Origin of the sequence: Demequina sp., assembly GCF_049841215.1 — a bacterium.
In the GTDB taxonomy this organism is placed as follows: Bacteria; Actinomycetota; Actinomycetes; order Actinomycetales; family Demequinaceae; genus Demequina.
Genome location: NZ_JASGEO010000013.1, coordinates 101200 through 127466, shown reverse-complemented (window position 1 = coordinate 127466; position 26267 = coordinate 101200). Strand labels below are relative to the sequence as shown.

19 protein-coding genes are annotated in these 26267 nt (G+C 66.0%); 9 read left to right on the top strand and 10 right to left on the bottom strand.

From position 1 onward, the window contains the following. Window positions 1–64 precede the first annotated feature (64 nt). Entirely contained in the window at window positions 65–658 is a 594-nt protein-coding gene (locus QM618_RS06515; RefSeq protein ID WP_428095912.1) for a DUF5701 family protein, read from the top strand. On the opposite strand, the gene QM618_RS06510 is transcribed toward QM618_RS06515, so the two are convergent. Beyond that, window positions 655–2241, bottom strand: a complete 1587-nt coding sequence (locus QM618_RS06510) for a helicase HerA-like domain-containing protein (protein ID WP_428095909.1) — start codon at window positions 2239–2241, stop codon at window positions 655–657. The two genes, QM618_RS06515 and QM618_RS06510, sit on opposite strands and share 4 nt — an antisense overlap. A gap of 44 nt (window positions 2242–2285) precedes the next feature. Next, window positions 2286–2795 carry a PH domain-containing protein gene (locus QM618_RS06505; RefSeq protein WP_428095906.1) on the bottom strand — a complete coding sequence of 170 codons (510 nt, stop codon included), beginning with the start codon at window positions 2793–2795 and terminating at the stop codon, window positions 2286–2288. Window positions 2796–2873: 78 nt separating this feature from the next. Between QM618_RS06505 and QM618_RS06500 the strand changes: the two genes are divergently transcribed. From QM618_RS06500 to QM618_RS06490, 3 genes are read left to right on the top strand one after another with little or no spacing between them, the layout of a single operon-like run. Next, window positions 2874–4481, top strand: a complete 1608-nt coding sequence (locus QM618_RS06500; RefSeq protein ID WP_428095903.1) for a circularly permuted type 2 ATP-grasp protein — start codon at window positions 2874–2876, stop codon at window positions 4479–4481. Then, window positions 4475–5398 (top strand): alpha-E domain-containing protein, encoded by a 924-nt coding sequence (locus QM618_RS06495; protein WP_428095901.1) that lies wholly within the window; start codon window positions 4475–4477, stop codon window positions 5396–5398. Before QM618_RS06500 ends, QM618_RS06495 begins: the two co-directional genes overlap by 7 nt. After that, complete coding sequence (locus QM618_RS06490) at window positions 5399–6235, top strand: transglutaminase family protein (protein WP_428095899.1); 837 nt, start codon at window positions 5399–5401, stop codon at window positions 6233–6235. 24 nt (window positions 6236–6259) lie between these two features. On the opposite strand, the gene QM618_RS06485 is transcribed toward QM618_RS06490, so the two are convergent. The 5 genes from QM618_RS06485 to QM618_RS06465 form a co-directional block, all read right to left on the bottom strand. Then, window positions 6260–8371 (bottom strand): hypothetical protein, encoded by a 2112-nt coding sequence (locus QM618_RS06485; RefSeq protein ID WP_428095897.1) that lies wholly within the window; start codon window positions 8369–8371, stop codon window positions 6260–6262. Between the two features lie 110 nt (window positions 8372–8481). Beyond that, window positions 8482–10692 carry a hypothetical protein gene (locus tag QM618_RS06480; protein ID WP_428095895.1) on the bottom strand — a complete coding sequence of 737 codons (2211 nt, stop codon included), beginning with the start codon at window positions 10690–10692 and terminating at the stop codon, window positions 8482–8484. A gap of 78 nt (window positions 10693–10770) precedes the next feature. Next, window positions 10771–14487, bottom strand: a complete 3717-nt coding sequence (locus QM618_RS06475; RefSeq protein WP_428095893.1) for a hypothetical protein — start codon at window positions 14485–14487, stop codon at window positions 10771–10773. Window positions 14488–14649: 162 nt separating this feature from the next. After that, window positions 14650–15603: a hypothetical protein gene (locus tag QM618_RS06470; protein ID WP_428095891.1), complete on the bottom strand. Its 954-nt coding sequence runs from the start codon at window positions 15601–15603 to the stop codon at window positions 14650–14652. A gap of 116 nt (window positions 15604–15719) precedes the next feature. After that, window positions 15720–17051: a hypothetical protein gene (locus tag QM618_RS06465; RefSeq protein ID WP_428095889.1), complete on the bottom strand. Its 1332-nt coding sequence runs from the start codon at window positions 17049–17051 to the stop codon at window positions 15720–15722. 137 nt (window positions 17052–17188) lie between these two features. Here QM618_RS06465 and leuS point away from each other — a divergent pair, with 137 nt between their 5' ends. The 5 genes from leuS to holA all read left to right on the top strand — a co-directional run bounded on the left by leuS (window position 17189) and on the right by holA (window position 24622). Beyond that, window positions 17189–19690: a leucine--tRNA ligase gene (gene leuS / locus QM618_RS06460; RefSeq protein ID WP_428095887.1), complete on the top strand. Its 2502-nt coding sequence runs from the start codon at window positions 17189–17191 to the stop codon at window positions 19688–19690. Window positions 19691–19774: 84 nt separating this feature from the next. Then, the gene (locus QM618_RS06455; RefSeq protein ID WP_428095885.1) at window positions 19775–20638 is read left to right on the top strand and encodes a DegV family protein; all 864 of its coding nucleotides are present in this window, start codon (window positions 19775–19777) and stop codon (window positions 20636–20638) included. 93 nt (window positions 20639–20731) lie between these two features. Then, window positions 20732–21385 (top strand): ComEA family DNA-binding protein, encoded by a 654-nt coding sequence (locus QM618_RS06450; protein WP_428095883.1) that lies wholly within the window; start codon window positions 20732–20734, stop codon window positions 21383–21385. Continuing rightward, the gene (locus tag QM618_RS06445) at window positions 21382–23634 is read left to right on the top strand and encodes a ComEC/Rec2 family competence protein (protein ID WP_428095881.1); all 2253 of its coding nucleotides are present in this window, start codon (window positions 21382–21384) and stop codon (window positions 23632–23634) included. The genes QM618_RS06450 and QM618_RS06445 overlap by 4 nt, the downstream gene beginning before the upstream one ends. A gap of 4 nt (window positions 23635–23638) precedes the next feature. Further along, complete coding sequence (gene holA, locus QM618_RS06440) at window positions 23639–24622, top strand: DNA polymerase III subunit delta (RefSeq protein WP_428095878.1); 984 nt, start codon at window positions 23639–23641, stop codon at window positions 24620–24622. On the opposite strand, the gene QM618_RS06435 is transcribed toward holA, so the two are convergent. The 3 genes from QM618_RS06435 to QM618_RS06425 form a co-directional block, all read right to left on the bottom strand. Beyond that, window positions 24619–25269 carry an EAL domain-containing protein gene (locus QM618_RS06435; RefSeq protein WP_428095876.1) on the bottom strand — a complete coding sequence of 217 codons (651 nt, stop codon included), beginning with the start codon at window positions 25267–25269 and terminating at the stop codon, window positions 24619–24621. The genes holA and QM618_RS06435 overlap by 4 nt on opposite strands. Window positions 25270–25399: 130 nt before the next feature. Next, on the bottom strand, window positions 25400–25660 hold the full coding sequence (rpsT, locus tag QM618_RS06430) for a 30S ribosomal protein S20 (protein WP_428095873.1): 261 nt from the start codon (window positions 25658–25660) through the stop codon (window positions 25400–25402). A 73-nt stretch (window positions 25661–25733) separates the two neighbouring features. Further along, complete coding sequence (locus QM618_RS06425) at window positions 25734–26240, bottom strand: type II toxin-antitoxin system PemK/MazF family toxin (protein ID WP_428095871.1); 507 nt, start codon at window positions 26238–26240, stop codon at window positions 25734–25736. Window positions 26241–26267 lie beyond the last annotated feature (27 nt).

Sequence of the window (26267 nt, the reverse complement as noted above, 5' to 3'; positions counted from 1 at the left end):
TGCGGCCGGGAACATAGCCGCCGCCAGGTGCGTTGACGTCGCACCCGAGCGCCTGGAGGCCACCTTGCCCGAGTTCACCGCCACCCTCGAATCCCAAGTCGACGCGTACGTGTCAGTGGGCTATCCGCAGTTGGCCGGTTTGACGGAGGACGCGTTCCGGGCGCTGTTCGGCGCCCTTGAGCCCGTTGACGAGCCCGCGCTTGCGGTGGTCACTGCCGAGGTGATCCCCGCAGAAGCGCGGGTGCCCGCACTCAGGATTCCTGGATCCGCGAAGGAGGGGATTCTCGATCGCAACCACGGAGAAGCGGGCCTGGCACCGTATGCGCCGGTTGTCGACATTCCGGAGGCCCCCGTGTATTGGCTCTACGGCATCGATCGCGGTGACGAGTTTCTCAACGTGGCGCCTCGCGACGCGCTGCCCGCGATCGCCGAGCGCGGCCGCACGCCGCTCACGATCGACGAGGGACTCTCGCTTGCGACCGTCGCGCCCCACTTCGTGGAGAAGAACCACTGCTTCATGCTCGCCGGATCCCGCAGGGGAGACAAGCGCGTCCCCGCGATCTGGATCTCCCAGCGTGCTCCCAAGTTGGGTTGGTGCTTCGAGGGAGTGCCGCACACGTGGCTGGGGATCGCGTCCGCAGCGGGGCGTGCCGGCTAGCGCGAGCGCGTCCCAAAGATCGAGCGCGAGATCTGGTTGATCAGCTCGCGCCCCGCGCTGCGGGCCAGTGACTTGGTGGTGGACGAGGTCAGAATCTCCTCGACCACCGACTTCTCCTTGCGAGTGCTCGTGCGTCGGGGTGCGGTTTCCGCCTTCTTGGCCGCGGAGTCGGCCTTCGCCTGTGCCTCAGCCGCCTCGGCCTGCGCGGCCGCGGCCGCCGTCGCCTCCACACGCGCGGCGAGCAGCTCATAGGCGCTCTCGCGGTCGGTCTCCACGGCGTACTTGGCGGAGCCAGCCGAGGCGTTGATCACTGCCGTCACGGCCTCCGCCGGCGCGGCATCCATTGATCCGCGCGGGGCACGCAATCGTGTCCACGCCACCGGAGTGGGCGCGCCCTTCTCGCTCAGCACGGTCACCACGGCCTCGCCCGTCGCGAGCGAGGTCAGGGTCTTTTCCAGCTCATACGGCGAGTTGGGGTACGTGCGCACCGCGGCCTTGAGCGCGGCGGCGTCCTCCGGCGTGAAGGCGCGCAGCGCGTGCTGGACGCGAGAGCCCAACTGGCCAAGAACGTCGGCCGGAATGTCTTTGGGGCTTTGCGTCACGAAGAACACGCCAACGCCCTTGGAGCGGATGAGGCGCACCGTCTGCGTGACCTGGGTGAGGAATTCCTTGGACGCGTCCGTGAAGAGCAGGTGCGCCTCGTCGAAGAAGAAGACGAGTTTGGGCTTGTCGAGGTCGCCCACCTCTGGCAGGTCCGCGAAGAGGTCAGCGAGCAGCCACATAAGGAAGGTGCTGAATAGCGCGGGGCGATCTTGCAGCGAGGGCAGCTCCAGCGCGGAGATGACGCCGCGCCCGTCGGCGCCAACCGTCAGCAGATCCTTGGTGTCGAAGGCCGGCTCGCCGAAGAACTCCTCGGCGCCTTGGGCCTCGAGCGAGGAGATCTCGCGCAGGATCACGCCCGCGGTAGCGGGGGAGACGCCGCCGATCCCGGCGAGCTCCTCCTTGCCCTCCTTCGACGTGAGGTAGGCGATGACGGAGCGCAGGTCCTTGAGATCGAGCAGCGCGAGCTTGTTCGTGTCCGCCCAGTGAAAGATGAGGCTCAGCGAGCTCTCTTGCGTGTCGTTGAGGCCAAGCACCTTGCTCAGCAGCAGCGGCCCAAAGTCGGTCACAGTGGTGCGGATGGGGACCCCCGTGCCGATGCCGCCAAGGCTGTAGAACTCCATGGGGTACGACGCCGGGGACCAGTCCTGCCCGATGTCCGCTGCGCGTTTGTCGATGAAGTCTTTGGGTTCGCCGTCGATCGCCATGCCCGTGAGGTCGCCCTTGATATCGGCGGCGAACACGGGCACTCCGGCCTCGCTGAGCCCCTCGGCCATGAGCTGGAGCGTGCGCGTCTTGCCCGTTCCCGTCGCGCCCGCTACGAGGCCGTGCCGGTTCATCATCGCGAGCGGGATCTGCACCTGCGCGGACTCGGTGGCCTCCTCGCCCTGCACCAAGGCGCCGAGCTTGAGGGTGGGGCCGTCGAACGTGTAGCCGTTGGCAACTTCTTGCGCGAACTCGGGGGACAGGGAGTCGGTCGTCATACCTGCAAATCTAGCGCCGAGCCGACGCTGTGGCTGGGTAAGGCTCAGTTCTTGCCGTCGTCGTGGAGCTCGTCGTACAGCTCTTCGTAGAGCATCTTGTGGACGGCCTCGACATTCGGAATGTCATTGAACTCGAGAGGATCGTCTGACGCCGACTCGATCACGAGGGTTCCCGTCTTGAATGCGCGGTCGATGAGTCCGTGCCGGAACTGCACCGAGTTGATGCGCGCCATGGGAATGTCGATGCCCTGGCGCGTGATCACGCCCGTGCGGAACATGATGCGCCGGTCCGTGATCACAAAGTGCGTGGTGAACCAGCGGATGAAGGGAATGAAGCCCCAGATCACCGCCACCACGAGCCAGCCCACCACGATGAGGATCGTGAGCACGGTGTTGGTGGTGGAGTCTTCGGGTCCGAGCAGCGAGTACAAGAAGATCGCGAGCCCCGTCCCCACGAGGAAGAGCAGCCCCGATCCAATGAGTCGCTTCCAGTGCGGACGCGCGTTGACGATGATGTTCTCGCCCGCGGCGAGGTGGTCTTCTGGGTACCCCATGTTCGGCAATCTATCAGCCACATCGAACCGAAAACAGGTTGTGACGCATCGGAAACACGTACGCCCTAGGCTCGGAACATGTCGCAGGACACGTCAGAGACTCCGTGGACTCGTTACGCACCCGTTCAGGCGTGGGACGAGGCCATGGATGTCAAGGGCAAGGTCCGCGAGCCGTACGCCCGCGTCTACGCCGAGATCGACCGCATGTCCGGCGACGACCTCTTCGCTCGCGCCGAGTCCCTCGCCAACACGTACCTGGCCCAAGGCGTCACGTTTGACCACGCTGGCGAGGAGCGGCCGTTCCCGCTCGACATCGTTCCGCGCGTCGTGGGCGCGGACGAGTGGGACATCATTTCCCCTGGAGTGGCGCAGCGCGTCAAGACCCTCGAGGCCTTCCTTGCTGACGTCTACGGCTCCCAGCACTGCGTGAACGACGGCATCGTCCCTCGCCGTCTCATCGCGTCCAGCCAGTACTTCTACCGCTCCGTCGCCGGCATTGAGCCCACTAACGGCGTGCGCGTGCACATCGCCGGCATCGACCTTGTACGGGACCAGCACGGGATCTGGCGAGTTCTCGAGGACAACGTGCGCGTGCCGTCGGGCGTGAGTTATGTGCTCTCCAACCGCCGCGCCATGTCCCAAATGTTCCCCGAGCTCTTTGGCGCCATGGGCGTGCGTCCAGTGCTCGAGTACTCGCAGCGCTTGCGCTCATCGCTTGCCAAGGCGGCGCCAGAGGACGTGGACGATCCAACGATCGTGGTCCTCACTCCTGGCGTCTACAACTCGGCGTACTACGAGCACTCGCTGCTCGCGCGCACCATGGGTGTTGAGCTCGTCGAGGGCCGCGACCTCGAGTGCCACAACGGCCGCGTGTACATGCGCACCACTGCCGGCAGGCGCCGCGTGGACGTCATCTACCGGCGCGTTGACGACGACTACTTGGATCCCGTGGTCTTCCGCAGCGACTCGTCGCTTGGCGCGCCGGGCCTCATCAACGCGGCCCGCCTTGGCAACGTGACCATCGCCAACGCGGTGGGCAACGGCGTGGCCGACGACAAGCTCATTTACACCTACATGCCCGACCTCACCCGGTATTACCTGGGGGAAGACCCCATTTTGCCTAACGTGGACACGTGGCGGCTTGAGGAGCCCGACGCTCTGGCCGAGGTTCTCGACAGGCTCGACGAGCTGGTGGTCAAGCCGGTAGACGGCGCGGGCGGCAAGGGCGTGCTCATTGGGCCCAAGGCGTCCAAGGAGGAGCTCTCGCAAGCGCGCTCGCAGATCCTTGAGGACCCGCGCGGGTGGATCGCGCAACCGGTGGTGCAGCTCAGCACCGTGCCCACACTCACCGAGGAGGGACTCGAGCCGCGTCACGTGGACCTGCGTCCCTTCGCCATCAACGACGGCAGCGACGTGTGGGTGCTGCCGGGCGGGCTGACGCGCGTGGCGCTCGCGAAGGGGCAGCTGATCGTGAACTCGTCGCAGGGCGGCGGGTCCAAAGACACCTGGGTGCTTGGCGGCGTGCGCCACCGCGGCTCGATGTCCCCGCCGCCAGAGAGCCGGGTGGAGTTCTCAGGAGTCACGGCCGTGCCGCAGGCCGCTCACCCAGACGATTACGTGGGGCAGCAGCAAGCGCAGCAACAGCAGCAACAGCAGCTCGCGGATGAGGGGAGCACGCCGTGCTGAGCCGCATCGCCGAGTCGCTGTTCTGGATTGGCCGCTACGTGGAGCGCGCGGACAACACGGCCCGGCTCTTGGACGTGCACCTCAATGTGCTGCTCGAAGACCCTTGGGTGGATGAGCCAAGCGCCAATGCCTCCCTGCTTAACGTCATGAACTGCGAGTTCACCGCTCCCGTCACGCGCCGGGACGTGCTGCAGGCTCTCGCCTTCGACGCCACTAAGCCTTCTTCCATCGCGGGCACGCTCACTGCCGCCCGCGAAAACGCCAGGCGCGCCCGCGAGGTCATCTCCACGGAGGTGTGGGAGTCCCTCAACACAACGCGGAATCAGTTGCCGCGGTGGTCCAGTTCCGCACGGCCGCACGAGTACTTCGTGTGGGTGCGCGAGCGTGCCGCGGTTGTCTGGGGCCTCTCGAGCGCCACCACGAGTCGCGACGACGCCTGGCACTTCATGGAACTTGGCCGCTCCCTGGAGCGCGCTGACATGATCGCGCGCCTCCTCATGACCCGTCACTTCGAGGGCACAACAGGCCCCAACTGGACCACCCTGTTGCGCTCGTGCAGCGCCCACGAGGCATACCTCAGGACGGTGAGGGCGCTCGTCACCGAAGAGCGCGCCGCGGAATTCCTGCTGGTAGATCGCCTGTTCCCGCGCTCCATCGCCTACAGCCTTGCCAAAGCAGAGGAGACCCTGAGCCTCATCGAGGGAGCCTCCAATAATCGGGCGCTGAGTGACCGCGCTCGCCTCGCCCTCGGCAGGGCGCGCACCAACCTCGAATACAGAGACGTCCGCGAGATCCTCGATAACCTGCCAGAGCAAATGCGGGAGGTACAGCGCGCCTGTGCCCTAGCGTCGGACCTTATTCGCGACCGCTACTTCCTCCCAGCATCCACGGTGCTGTGGAGCCAGGAGGCCCTCTAGATGTCGACTTTGCGCATCGAGCACAAGACCTCTTTCGCATACGAGAAGGAGGTCGTGTCGTCGTACAACGAGGCGCGCCTCACTCCCGCGTGGCTTCCGCGTCAGCGCGTGCTGGACAGCCGCATCGAGGTGTCCCCGGTGACGTGGCGGCAGACCTACCGCGACTATTGGGAGACCGATGTCACGGTGTTCGAGGTACTTCAACCGCACCAGTCGCTCACGGTAGTCGGCGCTTCGCTTGTTGAGGTGTCATCGGTGCCCGCGCGGGAGGAGAGGGCCGGGTGGGACGCCATCACCGGGCCGCGCTTTCAGGATCTGCTGTGCGAGTACCTGGTGAACACCCCCACGACCGAGCCCACGGAGGACGTGCGCGCCTTCGCCACGGATGCCGCCCACAAAGGCACCCCAGACGAGACCGCTCGCGCCATTTGCGACTTCCTCAACAATGAGGTCAAGTACGTGCCTGGTGTCACCTCGGTGCACACGCCCGCCGCGCATGCGTGGGAGGTGCGTTCGGGAGTGTGCCAGGACTTTGCGCACCTTGCGATCGGCGCGTTGCGCTCGGTTGGCATTCCCGCTCGCTACGTCTCCGGCTACCTGCACCCCAAGCGCGATGCCGCGATTGGCGAGAAGGTGCGCGGCGAGTCTCACGCGTGGGTGGAGTGGTGGACCGGCGACTGGTTTGGCTTTGATCCCACCAACGATCGCGAGGTGGGGGACCACCACGTGGTCGTGGGACGCGGCCGCGAATACGGCGACGTGCCGCCACTCACGGGCGTTGTGGCGGGCTCCACGAAGACGCTCGCAGTCACCGTGGACATCACGCAAACCGCTTGAGGCCCGACGGCCGGGCTGGGTGGGTTACTTAGCGACGGTTTTGCTCGCGCTGGACTTCACGATCGTGTAGTACCCAGACTTCTTTCCCGCGACATTGACCGAGATTTTCTTGCCCTTGTCGCTCGACGTGAGCTTGTAGGTGGCCTTGGTGGCGCCGGAGATCCTGACGCCGTTGCGATACCACTGGTAACTCAGTGTCGCCGTCGGTGACCAGGTTCCAGCCTTCGCGGTGAGTGTGGAGCCCGCCTTCGCTGTGCCGCTGATGGTAGGCGTTGGCGCCTTGGAGAACTCGAGGTAGACCGTCTTCGCGGAGCTGTACTTGTAGTCCGTTCCGTAACCGGACTTGGCAGCGCGCACGCGCACCTGAATCTTTTTGCCCTTGTCGGTTGACGTCAACTTGTAGGTGCTCTTGGTCGCCTTGGAGATCGCCACCCCATTGCGGTACCACTGGTAACTGAGGCTTGCGGAGGGAGACCAGGTGCCGGCCTTCGCGGTGAGCGTGTGCCCAGAGCGCAGAGTGCCGCTGATGGCGGGGGTTGGCGCCTTGGTGAAGAACTTGGGCATCGTCACCTGAGCGGACGTCTTGGACACCGACGTGTAGGTGGGCTTGGACCCTGTCACCTTGACGCTGATCTTTTTGGTCGAGTCGGAGGACGTCAGCTTGTAGGTGCTCTTGGTGGCGCCGGAGATCGCCGAGCCGTTGCGGTACCACTGGTAACTGAAGGCCTCGGGGGTGCTCTTCCACGTGCCCTTGGAGACCGTGAGCGTGTTCCCCAGGCCCTTGGTTCCCGTGAACGTGGGCGTGGGCGTTGCCGTGAAGTGGCGGACAGGGCTCAGCTCGGCGTTGATGCCTGTGATGTCGGCATCGGCGGTGACCACGATGGGGGTGGCGTCGGCCACGTCGTAGACGTCGTTGTAGTACTCCTCCGCGACCACCACGGGGTACGGACCCCAGAAGCGGGCCGTGTAGGTGCCTGGGGGAAGTCCCTCTGATGTGTACGTTCGCGTGTCCTCATCCACGAGAATTGCGGGAGACGTATATCCCGGGCTCGCGAACTGCACGTATGTGGGGATGGGGTCTTCCTCTGTGGGAGTCACTCCGTTGAGGGTCACGGTGCCTGAGACGGTGCGGCCCGCAGCAAGGGTGATCATGCCAAGGTCTAGATCGCTCGACGGGTAGGTGAGTGATACGGGGTATGTCTTGGGCACCAGGCCTAGCCCGCTCGCTCGCGCCCCGTAGTACGTTACGCGAGGCAGGCCCGGAAGGGACCACGCGCCCGTGACGGGGTCCACCGTGGCCGAGGGTCCAGTGGAGTGGTACTCGCTCGTGAACGTGACCTTGACGCCTCCCAGTAATGCTGGGTCGGCCCCCTCCTCGAGGGACACGGTTCCAGAGGCGGTGAACGCCTCATACGGCACGAGGTTTCGGGTGTAACTGCTGCTACCGGACGTGGCGGCGAGGTTGTACGTGCTCGGGACGTCGAACCACGGGCCGTCGTAAACCGACGCGACGTTGGGTGTCACCGAACCCCCTCCCGCGCCGCTGTAACTCGTGGCGTCCACCCGCAGCGTGTACGCGCCCGGGATCATGCCCGTGATGGCGTACATGCCGGTTGTGCCATTTCCCGTGGCACGGTATGTCACGCCGCTCGGACCCGTCGCGGTCACCTGGACGCCCTGCATGTCGGCCATGGTGAGCGAGCTGTGGGGGTATAGCTGACCGCGCAAGATCGCCCCAAAATCGAGGTCGATGTTGTTCCCCGTCGCGCTCGCACCATTGATCGTGATGGTGGTGCGGTCTTCCCAAAGGTACGAGCCCCCGTAGTACTCGGTGACGAGGTTGGGCACCTCGCCGTTTCCGCCGGGAGGATAGGCGTAGGCCTTGAGGTCGTACCAGCCGTCCTCCAGGCCGGTGAAAGAGAACTTGCCGTTCGAAGCATCCGCCTTGACGGTGAAGCTCGTATCGCCTCCGATGGAAACGTAGATCTGGTCCTCCCACGCCTCGGGAGCGCCCGCAGGGAGGCTAATCGCCCCCGAGATCGTGTACGTGTCCGCGTTGGCTGGCGTCGCAGAGGCAAGCCCCAAACCCGTCGCCAAACCCACCAGCACCAGCAATGACGTGAGGCGCCGCCCCATGTTGTCCTCCCTCAGCCCGCGCGCAGGCGCGATATACGCATGACGCTAGGGGAGCGTCGGGCGTAACCCCAAGGAAGTTGAGACCAGGGTGAGACTGGGCGGAAGGGCGACTACTTGGCGATCGTCTTTGCTGCGCTTGTTCGGTACGTGGTGAGGTAACCGGACTTCTTGCCGTACACGCGGGCGGTGATCTTCTTGCCCTTGTCCTTGCTTGTGAGCTTGTACGTCTTTGCGGTGGCGCCGGTGATCGCCACACCATTGCGGAACCACTGGTAGGTGTACGACGGTGTGGGCGTCCAGCTGCCGCGCACCACCGTGAGCGTGTGACCCGAGCGAGGCGTGCCGGTGATGCGGGGCGTGACCGTGGTGAAGACCTTGGGGATCGCCTTGCCTGCGGACGTGGTGGTTACGCTCGTGTACCCGGTGCGCTTTCCCGTGACCTTCACCGTGATCGTCTTGCCGCGATCGCTCGTGGTGAGCGTGTACGTGGATTTGGTGGCGCCGGAGATCTTAGCTCCGCTGCGGTACCACTGGTACGACAGCGTGGCGCTGGGCGCCCACGTGCCGGGCTTTGCGGTCAGGGTGTATCCCGCTTTGCCGGTACCTGAGACTGTTGGAGTGGGCGTGGTGGTGAAGGTCAACTCCGGAATCCGGTAGCTGCTTGAGGTGCGCACCGTGTCCGCGTAGCCCTCGAGCACCCCGGTGGCACGCACCGCGAAGAGGTGGCCGCGGTCGGAGTCCTTGAGCATGTAGATGTCTGACGTGGCGCCAGGAATGGCGACGCCATCTCGGAGCCACTGGAACGTGCGGGTGGTGGGCGCTGGGGTCCATGCCGCGATGTTCGCCTTGAGGCCAGCGGTGCCTTCGTACCACTGCACGGTGGGCGAAGGGGCATCGGTGATGATCGGCTCCAGCGCCGCGTGAATTCCCGTCACCGTCTTGCCCGAAGCCACGGTGACGGCCTTGGCCGTATCGAGAGTCCGCGCGTTGCTCCAATACTCGCTAGCCATTGCGGGGGAGAACGTCTCTCCGTTGTACGAGACCATGCTCGCCACGGAGAACAGCACCCGATACGTTCCGGCGGGGAGCTGCCCGATGCGGTACGAGCCCGTGGTGCGATCGACGGTTCCGAGGATGCGATCACCGCTGCTAGGAATCGCGTAGACCTGGACTCCGTGGAGCCACTTCTGGGGCGCATCCGGGGGCAGGATGACGCCGCCCGTGATCTCGCCGCCTAGCGCCAAGGTGGCGTTGATGCCCGTGCGGTTCGCGGTGGAGATGGTGACCTTGGTGGCGCCGGACTCCGTCACGGAGTTGTTGTAGTACTCCGTGATGAGGTTCGCCGGTTTGCGGGTAGCGGTTGCGTCATCCCAGTACGTGGAACTCGCGCCAAACCTAACCGTGTACGAGGCCGGCGGAAGGTTCTTGATGGTCCACTTTCCGGTGGCGGGATCAACCGTTCCGTATCCGTACTTCTCACCGCCGTCCGTGGCGTAGACCTGAATCGCCTTGAGCTGCGCAGTGTCAGCACCCGCAGGAATGCTCACCGTGCCAGACATCGTGAACGCGCGATCAAGGGCAAAGTTCTTTCCCGTGACATTGCCGTTGACGGTGACGCGGGTGGCCTTGTCTGCGGTGCGCGAATTGACGTAGTACTCGCCAACGAGTGGGACTTCCACGGTGGCCGTGCCTGCGTCGTTCCAATAGGGGCGAACCAGCGCGTTGAGGGTGTACGAGCCGGGAATGAGGCCGCGAATCACGTAGGTGCCGTCCGGATTGACCCATCCACTCACGCCGTTGACGCCGTTTCCGAACGCCTCCACGCTGACGCCGCGGTACCACTGGGCGGGAACTCCCGCGGGCACCGTAACCTTGCCGGAGATTGAGTAGCCGTACTCAAGGGTCGCGTTGATGTTGGACTTGCTCGCCGTCGTGACATCCACGTGAGTGGCACCGTTCGACGTCAGCTTCACGTCGTTGTAGTACTCGTTGATGATGTTCGAGAACTGGATGACGTGGTTGGCGTCCTCATATCCGTAGACGCCGAAGGAGATGTCGTAGACGCCCGCAGGAACCGAGAGGCTGTACGCGCCGGTGGTCTTGCTGACGCTTCCGATCGCGACGGTGCCGCCGCCGGTGGTGGATTGGGCCGCCACGGAGAGCCGTCCCTGCCACTCGGCGCTGAGGTCAGCGGGCCACGAAATGGTGCCACTAATGGTGCGGGTCTCTACGGCCTGCGCTGGAGCGACCACGACCGCCCCCACGAGTAGGGCAACGATGGTGGCAACGGCGGTGGACAGGCGGGCGCGGCGAAGTCTCAAGGCGTATTTCCCTCAGCTGGAGTACGTGATGTGCCGCCAGACTACCTGGTAATCGCGGCGTAAGGCGTTACGGTAGCGCTACTTGGCGACTGTCTTTGCGGAACTTGTCTTGGACGCCGTGAGATACCCGCTGAGGGTCGCCGTGACCTTGACCGTGACCTTCTTGCCCTTATCGCTCGAGGTGAGTCTGTAGGTGCTCTTGGTCGCGCTCTTGATCGCCACCCCGTTGCGGTACCACTGATACGTCAGCTTCGTCGGCGTTGGCTTCCACGTCCCCGCCTTAGCCGTGAGCGTGGATCCCGACTTGAGTGTGCCGCTGATCGTTGGCGTAGGCACGGTGGTGAAGACTTTGGGAACGTACTTGCCCGCCGACGTCACAGGTGTGGTTCCATACCCGCTCAGCGAACCCGTCACCCTGAACGTAATGGTCTTTCCGCGATCGCTCGTCGTCAGCTTGTACGTGGTCTTGGTGGCCTTCGAGATTGCCACGCCGTTGCGGTACCACTGGTATTTGAGGCCCGACGCTTTGGGCGCCCAGGTGCCGACCTTCGCCGTGAGCGTGTATCCAGATTTGAGGGTGCCGCTGACGGTGGGGGTTGGGGTGGAAGTGAAGAACTTGGGCATCGCCGATCCGGCGGAGGTGCGCGCGGTCGATACATAGCCGCCCAGAGAACTGGTGACCTTAACCGTGATGGTCTTGGAAGCGTCGGACGCCGTGAGCGTGTAGGTGGACTTGGTGGCCCCGGAAATCAGCGAGCCGTTGCGGTACCACTGGTACGCGAAGGCGGACGGGGTGGGGATCCACGAACCCGGCTTGGCGGTCAGCACGGCACCCTTGTATTTACTTCCACTGATGGTGGGCAAGGGCGCCAAGGAGAAGGGCGAGGCCGGCGCCACGCTCACTCCGCCAGAGGTCTGCGATTGGGTGACGAACCCGATGCGGCGCGCCGTGACGGTGACCGTGAGGACGTGGCCGAGGTCCGCGTCGCCGATCATGTACAGCCAGTTGGTGGCGCCGGAGATGGGCGCGCCGTCGCGGTTCCACTGGAACTCGATGCCGTCTGGTTCCGGCAACCACGTTCCTGGGGTGGCGGTGAGGGTGTTGCCGTACGCCGCGGAGCCGCCGATCGTGGGGGTTGGCATCGAGGTGAAGGTCTGACCGCCGCTTGGCATGGTGACGTTCTTGCCGGTTGCCCCTGATGCGGTGGATGTGACCAACGTGGCGCTGCCTGCGCTCGTGGCGTTGGGGTAGTAGATCGAGGCGAGATTGGGGGTCTCGACAGTGTGCGTGTCGTCGTCGTAGTACTCGCCAACCGCGAACTCCACGAGCCAATCGCCAACGGGGAGGCCGGTGATCTGGTAATCCCCGGAACTGTTCACCGTGCCGTAGACCACGCGAGAGTCTTGGCGTGCACTCACGGCAATGCCGCCATACCAGTCGGGATCGGCGCCGAGCGGGAGCGTGATGTGGCCCGAGATCCATCCGCCAAGCTCGAGCGTGGCGTCGACGTGTGGTGCATCGCCGGCGGTGACGTCCACGGGATCGGCGTCCGCGAGCGTGGTGGCGTCGTTGTAGTACTCGCTGATGAGCCCCGTGGGGACGTCCTCGAAGCCGTTGAAGTAGTCGCCAGCGGCGAAGTGAAGGATGTACGCGCCGGACGCAAGCCCACGGAAGCCGTACTCCCCGCTCGGGCCAACGTGTGCACTCCACGAGTTGCCCTCCGCGTCCGTGGCGTAGGCGGTGATGCCTTCGTAAGCCTGTTCCGGAAGGCTGCTGGGAATGGTGATGCGGCCGCTGATGGCGCGCCCAAGCGCCAACTGTGCGTCGATACCGGTGGCATCGGTGGTGCCGAGCGTCACCGTGGCGGCGTTGTCTGGGAAGGGAGAGTCGTCGTAGTACTCGGGTACAAGGTTGGGCCACACGTAGCCGGGAGGCTCTTCGATCGCGACTGGCTCGGAGTCGAAAGAGACTCGGTACTCGCCAGGGGGAAGCGGCGCGGTCGCGAAGTCTCCGGTGGTGGGGTTGGGCCGCACCTTCGCGTAGCCGTTGTCACCGTTGATCTCTACGTAGACGCCAGACATCCAGGTGCTTGGTGCGAGGGGGTCAAGGCTGACGTGGCCCCGAATCCGCGCGCCCTGGCGGTACTCCACGTTGAGGGTGGCGTCGGAACTCGTGACGGTCACCTCCGCGATGGGCGAGTATTCCGTAGCGCCCACCACCCACGGGAACAGGCCGGTAGGCAGGTAGTCCGCGGTCTCGGGGTCGAACACACCGTTATCGCCAAAGTGCAGCTCGTAGGTACCAGGGCGAAGGCCCGTGATGGCGTACGTCCCGGAGTCAACGTCGAAGACCCCGTACCGGTAGTCGTCTTCCACCTCCGTGTAGACGAAGGCAGCGCCCTTGACCTCCGCCGACGTGCCCGCGGGGTACGTCACCGTGCCGCCTATGGTGAGTCCGCTCGCAAGCGTTGCGTCGATGTGGTCCTGGCTGCCGCTTGAGATGTCGACGACCGTAGCGGTGGCGAGCGAGGCCGCGTCATCGAACCACTCGCTGAGCAGGTTGGGCTGTACCAACTCGTCGTTCTCGTAGTCCCAGTACGGCTGTACGTCGAATCGCACCTTGTAGGTGCCCGGTGTGAGGTCATCGAGAGTGAAGGTGTGATTGACGGTGCCGACGCCAGAGCTCGCCACCTCGATTCCGTCGAGCGTCATCAGGCGCACGCGAATGCCCTGGTACCAGTCTTCGCTCGCGCCACCGGGAAGCACTACCTCACCCGAGATGGAGCGGGTGCGCACCATGGAGGCGTCGATGCCGGTGACGTCGCTTACCCAGGGCTCGACGAGCGTGGAGGAGTCTTGGTCAGGGGCGTCGTTGTACCACTGCGTGATGAGCAGCGGCCCAGAGAATTCCACTTGATAGGACAAGCCAGGCAGTCCCGTGATGGACCATTCGCCGGTGTCCGGATCAACTGTGGTCCACGGGGACTCCTCGTACTGCCCGGCGTGCGCCGTGACAACCACGCCGCTTAGGAGTTCGTGCGCATGGTCGCCCTCAACGTCGACGGTGCCGGAGATGGTGTGCGACTCGGGCAGCGCGAACGTCCAGTACTGGCCGGCGTCGCTGGTCGCCGCGGGAATCCACAGGGGTGAAGCGTGTTCGTAGCTCTCCGGGTAATACGTCGTCACCAATGCGGGGGCGGGATTGCCGCCGTATTCCTGCGGCTCCGCTCGCAGCAAATAGTCGCCGGGTGCCAAGCCAAAGAGGAAGAAACTGCCGTCCGCGCCCGGTGTGGTGGTGTACGAGGCTCCGGCGGGGCCGTCGGCGGTGACGAGGACTCCTTCATACATGGACGAGGCCCAGCCGCCTGGCAGCACGGCGTCTCCGCGCAGGATCCCGCCCCTGTCGAGGAAGATGTCGAGGCCAGTGAGGTCCTCGTCGCTGAGCGAGATGGTGTCGGCAACGGTGTAGCTGCCGCCAAAGAACTCGGGCACGACGTTCACGATGTACGTGTTGCCGGCCTGGGTGAAGACGCTCCCAGAGGCTTTGAGCGTGTAGTCGCCTTGAGGCAACGAGGGGATAGCAAAGGTACCCACCACTGGGTCAACGGGAACCGTGACGGTGACCGGGCCGTCGGCCGTTACCGAGATGCCGCTCAACCAATGGGAGGTCTGCCCGCCGGGCAGGAACACCGTGCCGGAGAGGCTGTGTTCGCCGTCTGCGCGCGCTGGCGGCGCTGCAAGGGCGATCGCGCCAAGAGCGAGGACAGTTATCGCGGCAGCCGCGGCCGCGCGCATGCGAACAGTATGAAGCGCCGCGCCTGCCATGCGGGGACTCCTCAGCGAAGGGGCGCACCCTCCATGCGCCGTTGAGCCAAGGCTACGGTTTGGATGCGGTTGGCGTCCTGCGCAGGCGCAAATTGAGACCCCCGTGAGACTGGCTGGCACAACGCGCAAGAGTTACTTCGCGACGCTCCTGCTGGGGCTTGTCTTGGTCACCGTCAGGTAGCCGGACTTCTTTCCCGTGACCTTGACCGTGATCTTCTTGCCCTTGTCCTTGCTGGTGAGCTTGTAGGTGGCCTTCGTGGCACCCGAGATCTTGGTTCCGCTGCGGTACCACTGGTAGCTCAGCGCAGGCTTTGGTGACCAGGTGCCCACCTTGGCGGTGAGGGTCTTTCCGCTCGTGGCCGTTCCCGAGATGGTGGGTGTTGGGGCCTTCGAGAAAACCTTGGGGATGTAGACACCCGCTGAGGTCGTGGACTTGCTCGTGTAGCCCGTTGCGGTTGCCGTGACCGTGAGCGTGAGGGTCTTGCCCCTATCTGCCGCCGTCACCACGTAGGTGGACTTGGTCGCTCCCGATATTGCCGCCCCGCTGCGCTTCCACTGGTACTTGAAGGTGGGCTTCACGGGCACCCAGGTGCCGGTTGAGGAACCCAGCTTGGAGCCAGCGGTGAGCGCGCTGTACGTGATCTTTGGCTTGGGCGCGGACGTGAAGTGGCCCACGCGGCTCAGTTGCGCGTCGATTCCCTCGACGTGCCCGCCGACCACCACCACGGGCGTCGCGGCCGCTTCCGAATAGACATCGTCGTAGTACTCGGGAAGCAACGACGCGTCACCACCAAGGCCGGCGTTCGCGCCAAACATCACGGTGTAGGCGCCGTTGGGAAGGTTCTTGATCTCGTAGGTGCCGTCGTCATCATCGATCTGCACCACGCGGTAGGTGTCCGTGGACTCAACCGTCACGAAAAGCCCGTCGAGAGAGCCGTCCTTGATGGCGGGGTCGAGCGAGACGGTGCCTGAGATGGTGCCCTTGTCCGAGTCCGCGAATGCTGCGGGCGCCACAACGAGCGCCGCGATAGCGAGCGCGGCGGTGATTGCCCTGTGGAGCGCTTTCCCGCGTCGCGGCCCGCTCATAGAAACCCCCAACCTTCCAGGGGTAACGCTATTGGCTGGGCGCGTTCACAGTTGCCTGTCATCAGCCGTGGTGTGAGCAAGTTGGCACCATACGGCCCGACGCTGGGGTGGTTTGGTTACTTTGCGACGGTTTTGGAGGGGCTGGTTCTGGTGACGGTCAAATAGCCGGTGCGCTTTCCCGTCACCTTGACGGTGATTTTCTTGCCCTTGTCCTTGCTCGAGAGCTTGTAGGTCTTGGCCGTAGCGCCCGTGATCTTGGTGCCGCTGCGGTACCACTGGTAGCTGTAGCTGGCCGTAGGGGACCACGTGCCGCGAATGGCCGTCAGCGTGTGTCCAGAGCGCAGTGTTCCGCTGATGGTTGGCGTCACCGTCTTGGTGAAGACCTTGGGGATGGCGAGGGCAGCGGACGTCTTTGCCACCGGAGTGGTGTTGGTGTCCGAGGCGGTAATGGTGAGGGTGATCTTGGTGCCGCGGTCCGCCTCTTGGATGACATAGGTGGACTTGGTGGCCTTGGAGATAGCTAATCCGTTGCGCTTCCACTGATAGGTGACCTTGAAGGCGCTCGTCTTGGGCCCCCAGCTGCCCGTGCTCGAGCCCAGCGTCGAGCCGGCGTTGAGAGCGAGCCACGTGATCTTTGGAGTGGCCGTGGTGGTGAAGTGCAGCATCGTGTCGAGCGTCGCGTTAATGCCGGTCACGGCCGCGTGCGATGCAACCGTCACGGTCTTTCCCTGGGTGGCGCTGTACACGTTGTCGTAAACCTCGGACGCGAACACCGGGTGCATGGTGCCGCCAGTGCCGGCGTACGCGACACCGTCGAAGTAGATGCTGTACACCCCAGGGTGCAGACCGGTGATGACGTACGCGCCCGTGAGCGGGTCCGCGGCGGCGGACCGGGTGACGCCCACCTCGCTTGTGGCGAAGACGCGCACACCCTTCATGTCCTCGGCGGGCACCGACGGGGCAAGAGTCACCGTTCCCGCGATGGAACCATTCCATTCAAGCGTCGCGTCGATTCCGGTCGCGTCCCCGTAGGAGATGTCGACCGGCGTGAAGTCGCTGTCCTTGTACGCGGCGGCGTAGTACTCCGTGGCGAAGTCGGGGACCGCGGGACCGGTTCCGGTCTCGTATGACGCGGGGTAGAAGCGAACGCGATACTCACCGGGGTTGAGGCCGGCGATCGAGTAGGCGCCCGTCACGGAATCAGGTGTCACGAACGCTGAGTTGGCCCCGGGCCCGTCGGTGCCGCCGTCGCTACGTACGGCTTCCACGCGCACGCCAGCGAGCGCCCCGGCTGGAGCGTCGAGGGGGATCGTGACCGTTCCTGATATTGCGTACACCGGGTTCTTGGCGGCCGCCTGTTGAGCATCGACAGCGACCAGCGCGGCCGAAAGAATCAGTGCCGCGAGCGCGAGGACAGTAGTGGCGCGTGCGCGCAACCGGACGTTCATGATCTCTCCCTCAGAACCGCGCCCCAACGCGGATTCGGCTTAACGCTACGCCGCGCCGGTTCACAGCGCGAGGGGAACGTGCACCGCTGGTGCTACGGCCCGCAACTGAGGCGCCGCGCGCTCACTAGAATGTCGGGGTGACTTCCCAGCCTGTTTCCACGCAAGACCGCTACGACTTCCGCGCGCTCGAAGACCGATGGCTTCCCGTCTGGCGCGAGACACAGCCCTTCAAGTCAGGGCGCGAAGGCGACGGCAGGCCAACCAAGTACGTGCTCGACATGTTCCCCTACCCCTCGGGTGACCTCCACATGGGTCACGCGGAGGCGTATGCGCTCGGCGACGTGATCGCGCGCTATTGGACGCAGCGCGGCTACAACGTGCTGCACCCCATCGGCTGGGACAGCTTTGGCCTTCCCGCGGAGAACGCGGCCATCAAGCGCGGCATCGATCCCGCGGGGTGGACCGAGGACAACATCGCCCAGCAGCGCGCCTCGATGGAGCGCTACGCATGCAGCTTTGACTGGGATCGCGTGCTCGCGACCCACCGTCCCGACTACTACCAGTGGAATCAGTGGCTGTTTACAAGGCTCTTTGAGCGCGGACTGGCCTATCGCAAGCCATCGCTCGTGAACTGGTGTCCCAAGGACCAGACCGTGCTCGCCAACGAGCAGGTGGTGGGCGGGCTGTGCGAGCGCTGCGACACCCCCGTCACCAAGAAGAAGCTCACCCAGTGGTACTTCAAGGTCACGGACTACGCCGACCGTCTGCTTGATGACCTCGACACCCTGCAGGCGACGTGGCCCTCCAAGGTCATCGCGATGCAGAAGAACTGGATTGGCCGCTCTCGCGGTGCGGACGTTGCGTTCCGGATTGAGGGCCGCGACGAGCCCGTCGACATCTACACGACGCGGCCCGACACGCTGTATGGCGCCACCTTCTTCGTGGTGGCAGCCGATAGCGACCTTGCCGCCGAACTCGCCGCCACAGCGCCCGACGCTGTGCGGGCTGAGTTCGACGCGTACGTAGAGCGCGTCAAGGCATCCAACGAGATCGAGCGCCTGTCAACGGACCGGCCAAAGACGGGCGTGTTCCTCGAGCGCTACGCGATCAACCCGGTGAACGGCGAACGGCTGCCGATCTGGGCATCCGACTACGTGCTTGCCGACTACGGCCACGGCGCGATCATGGCGGTGCCCGCCCACGACCAGCGCGACCTCGACTTCGCGCTGGCCATGGGGCTGAAGGTGCTTCCCGTGCTTGACGTGCGCGGCGAGAACGGCGAGGAGCTCGGCGATCCCGCCCAGACGGGGGTCGCGCTCGTTGGCGACGGGGTGCTCATCAACTCGGGTCCCCTTGACGGACTCACCAAGGCGGACGCGATTGCCGCGATCGTCGCGCGCCTCGAGGCCGACGGCTTTGGCGCCTCTGCAGTGAACTTCCGTCTGCGCGATTGGCTCATTTCCCGGCAGCGCTACTGGGGAACGCCCATCCCGATCATCCACTGCGAGACCCACGGCGAGGTACCCGTCCCCGACGAGCAGCTCCCCGTGCTGCTGCCGCCAACCGAGGGCCTTGACCTCAAGCCCAAGGGGCAGTCGCCGCTCGCCGCCGCCACCGACTGGGTCAACACCACGTGCCCCACGTGCGGCGGTCCCGCGCTGAGGGACACGGACACGATGGACACGTTCGTCGACTCGTCCTGGTACTTCTTGCGCTACCTCTCGCCCTCCAAGACCGACGGCCCGTTCGACGTCATGGAAGCCAAGAAGTGGGCGCCCATCGACCAGTACGTTGGCGGCGTTACCCACGCTATCCTGCACCTGCTTTATGCGCGCTTCTTCACCAAGGCCCTGCACGACATGGGCCTCGTCGACTTCGAAGAACCCTTCAGCGCCCTGCTCAACCAGGGCATGGTGCACATGGACGGCTCCGCGATGTCAAAGAGCCGCGGCAACCTTGTGCGCCTCAGCGAACAGCTCGACGAGTTTGGCGTGGACGCCGTGCGCCTCACTATGTCCTTCGCTGGCCCGCCAGAGGATGACATCGACTGGGCGGACGTCTCGCCCGCCGGTTCCGCCAAGTTTCTTGCCCGCGCGTGGCGGCTCGCTCGAGACGTGACCTCTGCGCCCGGGGTGAGTGCCGACTCGGGCGACGCGAAGTTGCGCGCGGTCACCCACCGCACGCTCGCCGATTGCATCGACCTGGTAGAGGGCTTCCGCTTCAACGTGGTGGTAGCGCGCGTCATGGAACTCGTGAACGCCACCCGCAAGGTCATCGACACCGGAGCCGGGCCCGCTGACCCCGCGGTGCGCGAAGCCGCAGAGGCCGTGGCGATCCTGCTGAGTCTCTTTGCCCCCTACTGCGCCGAAGACATGTGGTCGATGCTTGGACACGACAACGTCGCACTCGCCGGCTACCCCGCGGTGGACGAGTCCTTGCTGGTTCAGGAGACCGTGACGTGCGTGGTGCAGGTGCGCGGCAAGGTCCGGGCGCGACTCGACGTGCCACCGTCGATCGACGAAGCGACGCTGCGTGAACTGGCATTGACCGAACCCACAGTGGTGCGCGCACTCGACGGCGCCGAGATCCGTACCGTGATCGTGCGGGCGCCAGGGCTCGTCAACATCGTCCCCGTGTAATTGGGTGGCAGCGTGGTCGGCTCTAGCGTGCCGGGTGGTGCCCCCCAATTGCGCCACCAGCGCCACCGTCACTAGCGTTGCGCCATGACGCCGACGGTCGCCGTTGTCACCGACTCCGCCTCCTCCCTCCCGGCGGAACTCGCGGAGCGCTGGCACATTCGCGTGATTCCGCTGCAGATCGTCGTCAACGGCTCCTCCTTTGCCGAAGGTGCTGAGATCTCCCCAAACGAGGTGCTCGCACACCTCGTGGCAGGCGATCCCGTCAGCACATCGCAGCCAAGTCCAGCCCAGTTCGAAGAGGCATACCGCGACGCCGCCGCCGCCGGAGCCACCGCTGTGGTCGCGGTGGTGCTCTCAGGCAAGCTCTCCGGAACGGTCTCCGCTGCCGAAACGGCCGCCGTCTCCGCCGCAATACCTGTCACCGTGGTGGACAGTGGCACGGTGGGGATGGCAGCCGGTTACGCGGCCCTTGCGGCCGCGGCGACTGCTGCCAACGGTGCGGATGCTGATGCCGTAGCGGCCGCCGCGCGGCGCGTTGCGCAGTCGTCGCTGTGCATGTTCACGGTGGACTCTCTCGAGTTCCTGCGCCGAGGAGGGCGGATTTCGCCTGCGACCGCCGCCGTGGGCAAGGTGCTCGGCGTGCGTCCGTTACTCGAGGTGCGGGACGGAGAAGTTGCCCTGTTTGATCGCGTGCGCACCACGGCGCGTGCGAGGGCCGCGCTCGTCGAGTGTGCTGATGAAGCCATCGGCGAGCATGTTCGCCCCGCGGTTGCGGTGATGGCGCTCGGCGAGGCCGATTACGCCGACGATGCGACGCGTGTCCTGGAGCTCGCCCACCCGCACCTCGCGATGTCGCTGCGCACCTCGGTGTCTGCGGTGCTGTCTGCCCACGCAGGTCCGGGCGCGCTCGCGGTGGTCGTCGTGGACCTCCCGGCCGACGTTCACTAGTCGCGTCCCCAGAACGCGGCCCGACGGCCGTTGTCCCCAGGTACCCCCGGCACCACGGCGAGTGGCAGAGTTTGGTGCCCTAGCGTCGGGCGGGTGACAGAGGCAAACGACCGCTGGAAAGACTCGCTCGCTACCGCGGCCGCGCGCGCCTACGAGGCGGCACACGGTTCCGCTATTCCGGAGACGCGGCGCGGGCTGCGCGTGCGCATGTCCTGGCGTCAAGCGCTTGCCGGAGGGCTGGGTGTGGTGCTCTTGGTGGGAGGAGGATGGTGGCTTACCAGGCCTCATGCGGGAGTCGAAGTACCGCTCGCCCCCATTAGCGGGTCTCCGGCGCCGGGCGAAGGCGCGGTGGTGGTGCTCGACGTCTCCGGTGCCGTGGAGCAGCCGGGGCTCGTGGAGCTTCCCGCAGGCAGCCGCGTCGCCGACGCTCTCGACGCGGCCGGTGGGGCGAGCGCGGACGCGGTCCTTGACGCGCTCAACCTCGCGCGCCGCGTGAGTGATGGCGAGCAGATTTTGGTTCCGCACCGGGGAGACGCGGAGCACGCGGCGGCGAGCGGCCTCATCAACATCAATCAGGCGGATGCGTCTCAGCTCGAGCAGCTTCCAGGCGTGGGCCCGGTGCTCGCGGAGCGCATCGTCGCTGATAGAGACGCGAACGGGCCGTTCCGCTCGCTCGAGGACCTTGGCAGGGTCTCGGGAGTGGGGGACGCGATCGTCGGTGCGCTCGAGGGCGTGGCCACAGTGTGACGCCGCATGACGCGCGGCTGGCACCGGCGGCCGTGTGTGCGTGGGCTGCTGCCGCCGCGATGTGGCTTGGGTGGGGCTGGTGGCCGCTCGTGGCAATGGGGGTGGTGGTCGCGGTGTCGTGGGCGAGGCGCTCCGCGCGGCCCGCGCTGGTCCTTGCCGCGATTGCGGGGGCGGGAGGCGCGCTCGCGGGGGTGAATGCCGTGGAGGCGGCCTCTCCCGTGACGAGCGCGGCCGGTGAGCACGTGAACCTCGTTGGCATCGCCGCCACCGATGCGGCGCCAGGCACGGAGGGGCCAACGGAGGGGTTGTGGGCCGTCGAGGTATCCGTCACGTCCGCAGATGGCATCAACACGCGGGCGCGCGTGAGTGTGTGGGGAGACGACGCGTGGCGGGCCGTCGTGCGGGGCCAGCGCGTGGAACTCGCGGGCACCCTCGCTGCAGGCGACGGCGAGGGCGGGCTGATGTGGCGGCCACGCCTGGAGTCTGTTGAGCCAACACGCGGGCTCGACGCAATGATCGCCAACCTGCGCGCGGGCCTCAGGGAGGCCTCGGCGGACCTGCCGCCGCGCCTGCGACCTCTCACCCGCGGGATGGTCATCGGCGATGACTCGGGGATGGTGCCCCAGCAACGCGAGCAGATGGCCATGGCGGGTCTCACCCACCTCACGGCAGTGTCCGGATCGCACTTCGCGATCGTGCTGGTGGCCGTGACGGCGATGCTGCGGCTCGTGGTGCGATCGCGGCGCATCGTGGCGGTGACCGTGGGAATCGCGATGGCGTTACTCACCTGCCTCGTCTTCCCGGAGCCCTCCGTGGTGAGGGCCGGCACCATGGCGGCGGTGGTGTGCGCGGCGCTGTGGTGGGGGCGGCCCGCGCAAGCGCTGCCGGCGCTCAGCGCGGGAGTCATCGTGGTGTCCATCATGGATCCGCGCCTCGCATGCGAACCGGGATTCGCGATGTCCGTCGCGGCCGTCGCGGCGATCGCCCTGTGGGCGCCCGCCCTCGCGGCGCGGCTTGAGCACAGTCTCCCGCCGGTGTTTGCGCACCCGCTAGCCGTGTGTATCGCCGCCCAACTTGCCGTGCTCCCGTTGCTGGCGCTCATCGGAGGGGGAGTGTCGCCGTGGGCGGTGGTCGCCAATCTCGCGGTGGGGATCGTCGCCGCTCCGGTGACGCTGATTGGCCTGTGCGCGCTCGTGGTGGCGCCATTCGGCCCCGCTCTCGCGCACGCGCTCGCGACCGTCGCGGGCTATTGCGCGTGGCCGGTCGACGCCGCCGCGCGAATCGTCTCGTCGTTGCCTGGAGCACAGCTCACGGTGCCGCCCGGGGTATGGGGTGCCGCAGCGTCGGCCCTTGCGGTTGTGGCGGTGGTGGCGCTGACGTTTGCGCGCAGAGTGCGGCTCGGAATGCCGGTGGTAGCAGGCCTGTTAGTAATCGCGGCACTTGCGGTTCCCGTAGCTCCGCGGCTCCTTGAGCCGCGGCCGCCGGCCGATTGGCTAATGGTGCAGTGTGACGTGGGGCAAGGCGATGCGATGCTCGTGCGATCGGGGCCGCACTCGGCGATTGCAGTCGACGTTGGGCCAGCGGACGGCGCCGGGCTGAACTGCCTGCGCCGCTACGGGGTGACACGGATCGATCTGCTGGTCATCACGCATCCTCACGCGGATCATGAGGGTGGGCTCGCGGAGGTCCTCGCCGAAATCCCGGTCGCGCACGCGTGGATCTCGCCCGCGGAACATGCAGAGCGCGCCGCCGCAGAACTGGCGCTCGCGGCCAAAGGGGTGCCCGTCGAGGTGGTCCACGCCGGAGTGGCGGCCACGGTTGGAGACGCGGACATCACGGTGCTCGCGCCCGGTAGTGACGCCGTAGGCGAGGGATCCACGGGGCTCAACGATGCGAGCGTCGTGACGCTCGTGCAGGTTGGCGGCGTGAGCATTCTGGGGCTTGGCGATCTGGAGCATGAGGGCCAGGTAGCGCTGTCGCGGCAGGTGTCGGACATGGTGGTCGATGTGGTGAAGGTGCCCCACCACGGATCTGATCGCCAGGAACAGGCGCTGGCCGGCATGATCACGGCGCGCGTCGCGATCGTGAGCGTGGGTGCGGACAACTCGTATGGCCACCCCGCGCCGGACGCGCTCACGCTGTGGGGCTCGCGCGCCGCGCACCTGGTGCGGACGGATCTGTGCGGAGACATCGTGGTGGTTCCCGGCCCTGCACTCGCCACGGCATGTCCCAGCGACATGGCAGGCTAGGCGCATGGCTCAGAAGGCACCCGCGGAACCCACGTGGCATCGCGCGCGCCCCGCACCGGTGGTGCTCATCTCCGGGCCTGAAGACGTGCTCGGCGAGCGTGCCATCGAGCTCATCACGCAAGCCAAGCGCAGTGAGGCGGTCACGCCAACCGTGACGCGCCTCGACGCGGCCGCGTATCGGCACGGGGACCTGCTCGCCGCCACCAGCCCTTCTCTCTTCGCCGATCCCGGCCTAGTGGTGGTGGACGGCGTGGAGGCGATGACGGACGCCTTCCTCACGGACGCGCTCGCGTACGTGGCCTCTCCCGATCCTGACGTCGTGGTGGTCCTCAGGCACCGTGGCGGGGTGAGGGGCAAGCGACTCCTTGACGCCGTGCGGGCCTCGGGGGTCGAGTACACGTGCCCCGCGGTGACGAGGGACGCAGACCTCGCGTCGTTTGTCGCGGGGGAGTTCAGCAGGGCGGAGCGTCGCATCTCGGCCACTGCGGTGCGAGCTCTCGTGGACTCGGTAGGTGCCGATGTCGCCGAACTTGCCGCAGCGTCGGCCCAACTCATGAGTGACGTCGATGGCAACATCGGTGACGACGCCGTTGCCAAGTACTACGGAACGCGAGTGAACGCCACGGGTTACGCCGTGGCCGATGCAGCGATAGCTGGCGATGCCGTGCGCGCAGTGTCGCTCGCGCGCCACGCGATGGAGACCGGAACGGATCCCGTGCCGCTCATCGCGGCGCTCGCCTCAAAGTTACGCACCCTCGTCAAGGTGGGGGCTGCACGCGGAAGGGGAGGGCTCGACGCGCGCGAACTTGGCCTCGCCCCCTGGCAAGTGGATCGCGCCCGCAAAGATCTGGTGAAGTGGGACGCCAACCGGCTCGCCACGGCCATAGAGGCCGTGGCTCAGGCGGATGCTGACGTCAAGGGTGCTTCGAGGGCGCCGGCGTTCGCGCTTGAACGGGTGGTGCGGACGGTCGCGGAGCTCGCAGGCTAGACGCCCACGAAGTCCTCGACGTAGCCGGGCTCGAACTCGCCCCTGTCCACCAGGATGGCCGGCTCAAACGCGTGGCCCTGGAAGAAGTCGAACCCAAGCGCCAAGCACTCGTCGAGCGCCTCACGAGTCTCGATTCTCTCGGCAACGAGCTGAGCTCCAGCGGAGCGCGCGCGGTCAACGAGTTCCGGCCCTCTCGCGGTGAGGTCGCGGTAGTCGACCTTCACAAACTCCGCATGTTCCAGCAGGTCCATCTGCGAACGGGTGCCGATGAAGTCGTCGAGCCCTATCCGGAAGCCCTGCTCGCACAGCCGTGCCATCCGCTCCTTCAGGGCGTCATCTGCGAAGGCGCTCTCGACCACCTCGACGATCACCTTGCTTGGGTCACACTGGAGGTCGTCGTGGCTCACGAGGTATGAGCGCGTGAAGTTGATCGAGACGGGCAGCTCTGGGGCGATCTCAGGACCTTGGCACAGCGCGGCGGCGATGACGTGCTCCGTTGCGCGATCCTGTTGCCGCTGATTCCACAGGTCGATGCGCAGCCCTGCCCTGCCAGGGGTGCGGAACAGGAGTTCGTATGCCACGAGTTCTCGCGCCGCGGTGAAGATGCCTTGGCGGCCAACGAGCACGCGAGGACGGGGCGCGCCCACGTACCTACCGGTCAGCGGTAGCCGCCATAGGCGTGGCGCTGGCAAGGAGTTAACCGCCACAATTCGAATCTACTCGCGCACACAAAAGCGCCCCGGCGGCGCGAGTGCGCAACCGGGGCGGTTCTGAAGGCTAGAGAGCAGAAACCTGCTTCGCGAGAGCCGACTTGCGGTTCGCGGCCTGGTTCTTGTGGATGACGCCCTTCGAGGCGGCCTTGTCGAGCTTGACAGAGGCGGTCTGCAGCGCGGTCTGCGCGGCGTCCTTGTCGCCAGCGGCGATGGCCTCGCGCACCTTGCGGACGTGCGTCTTGAGCTGCGACTTGACAGCAACGTTGCGCTGGCGAGCCTTCTCGTTGGTGCCGATGCGCTTGATCTTGGACTTGATGTTTGCCACGTGAATCCTCGTAATGCTTGTTTGGAAAAGTTTGGACGGGCGCGCGCACGGCGCGCGCACACGAGGGAACAGTCTACCAGTGATGCAGGGCCGAAAGCGAGCGAGCCACGTGGTTGTACGTCTCCTGAGGCAGTACCGCGCCTTCGCGGCGTATCGCGCGCTCGTCGACCCTCACAATTCTATCGAGCCGAACCTCCGACGGGCGACGCTGGCGATCCCACGCTCCGGTACCAATGTCCACCCATTGCCCGCGGTTGTGACGGTCATTGTCGTGATCCTTGCTCGTGAGCGCGAGCCCAAGCAGCCACGTCCCGTCGCGGCCGATCAGCAGCACCGGACGGTCCTTGCCCTGCGAGTGGTCCTCCTCGAACGGCACCCACGTCCACACGATCTCACCGGGATCCGGGCGTCCGTTGGGGTTGGGGGAGTAGACGGGAATGACCTTGCCCTTGAAGTCGCCCGGGTAGCGGCCCGACGGCCTGGCCGGCTTGCGCTGTGGCCCTCGCTTCTGGGGAGCGCGCTTGGATAGCAGCCAGCCAAGGAGGAAGAGCACGACGAGTGCGAGCAGCACATACTTCACGAGTGCGACTCTACGTTGCTCGTTGCG

Excerpts from the sequence above, each read along its gene's own strand:
- QM618_RS06490 (WP_428095899.1), top strand. The coding sequence starts at position 5,399 with ATGTCGACTTTGCGCATCGAGCACAAGACCTCTTTCGCATACGAGAAG.
- QM618_RS06470 (WP_428095891.1), bottom strand. The coding sequence starts at position 15,603 with ATGAGCGGGCCGCGACGCGGGAAAGCGCTCCACAGGGCAATCACCGCC.
- QM618_RS06485 (WP_428095897.1), bottom strand. The coding sequence starts at position 8,371 with ATGGGGCGGCGCCTCACGTCATTGCTGGTGCTGGTGGGTTTGGCGACG.
- QM618_RS06465 (WP_428095889.1), bottom strand. The coding sequence starts at position 17,051 with ATGAACGTCCGGTTGCGCGCACGCGCCACTACTGTCCTCGCGCTCGCG.
- QM618_RS06505 (WP_428095906.1), bottom strand. The coding sequence starts at position 2,795 with ATGGGGTACCCAGAAGACCACCTCGCCGCGGGCGAGAACATCATCGTC.
- QM618_RS06455 (WP_428095885.1), top strand. The coding sequence starts at position 19,775 with ATGACGCCGACGGTCGCCGTTGTCACCGACTCCGCCTCCTCCCTCCCG.
- QM618_RS06510 (WP_428095909.1), bottom strand. The coding sequence starts at position 2,241 with ATGACGACCGACTCCCTGTCCCCCGAGTTCGCGCAAGAAGTTGCCAAC.
- QM618_RS06500 (WP_428095903.1), top strand. The coding sequence starts at position 2,874 with ATGTCGCAGGACACGTCAGAGACTCCGTGGACTCGTTACGCACCCGTT.
- holA (WP_428095878.1), top strand. The coding sequence starts at position 23,639 with ATGGCTCAGAAGGCACCCGCGGAACCCACGTGGCATCGCGCGCGCCCC.
- QM618_RS06475 (WP_428095893.1), bottom strand. The coding sequence starts at position 14,487 with ATGCGCGCGGCCGCGGCTGCCGCGATAACTGTCCTCGCTCTTGGCGCG.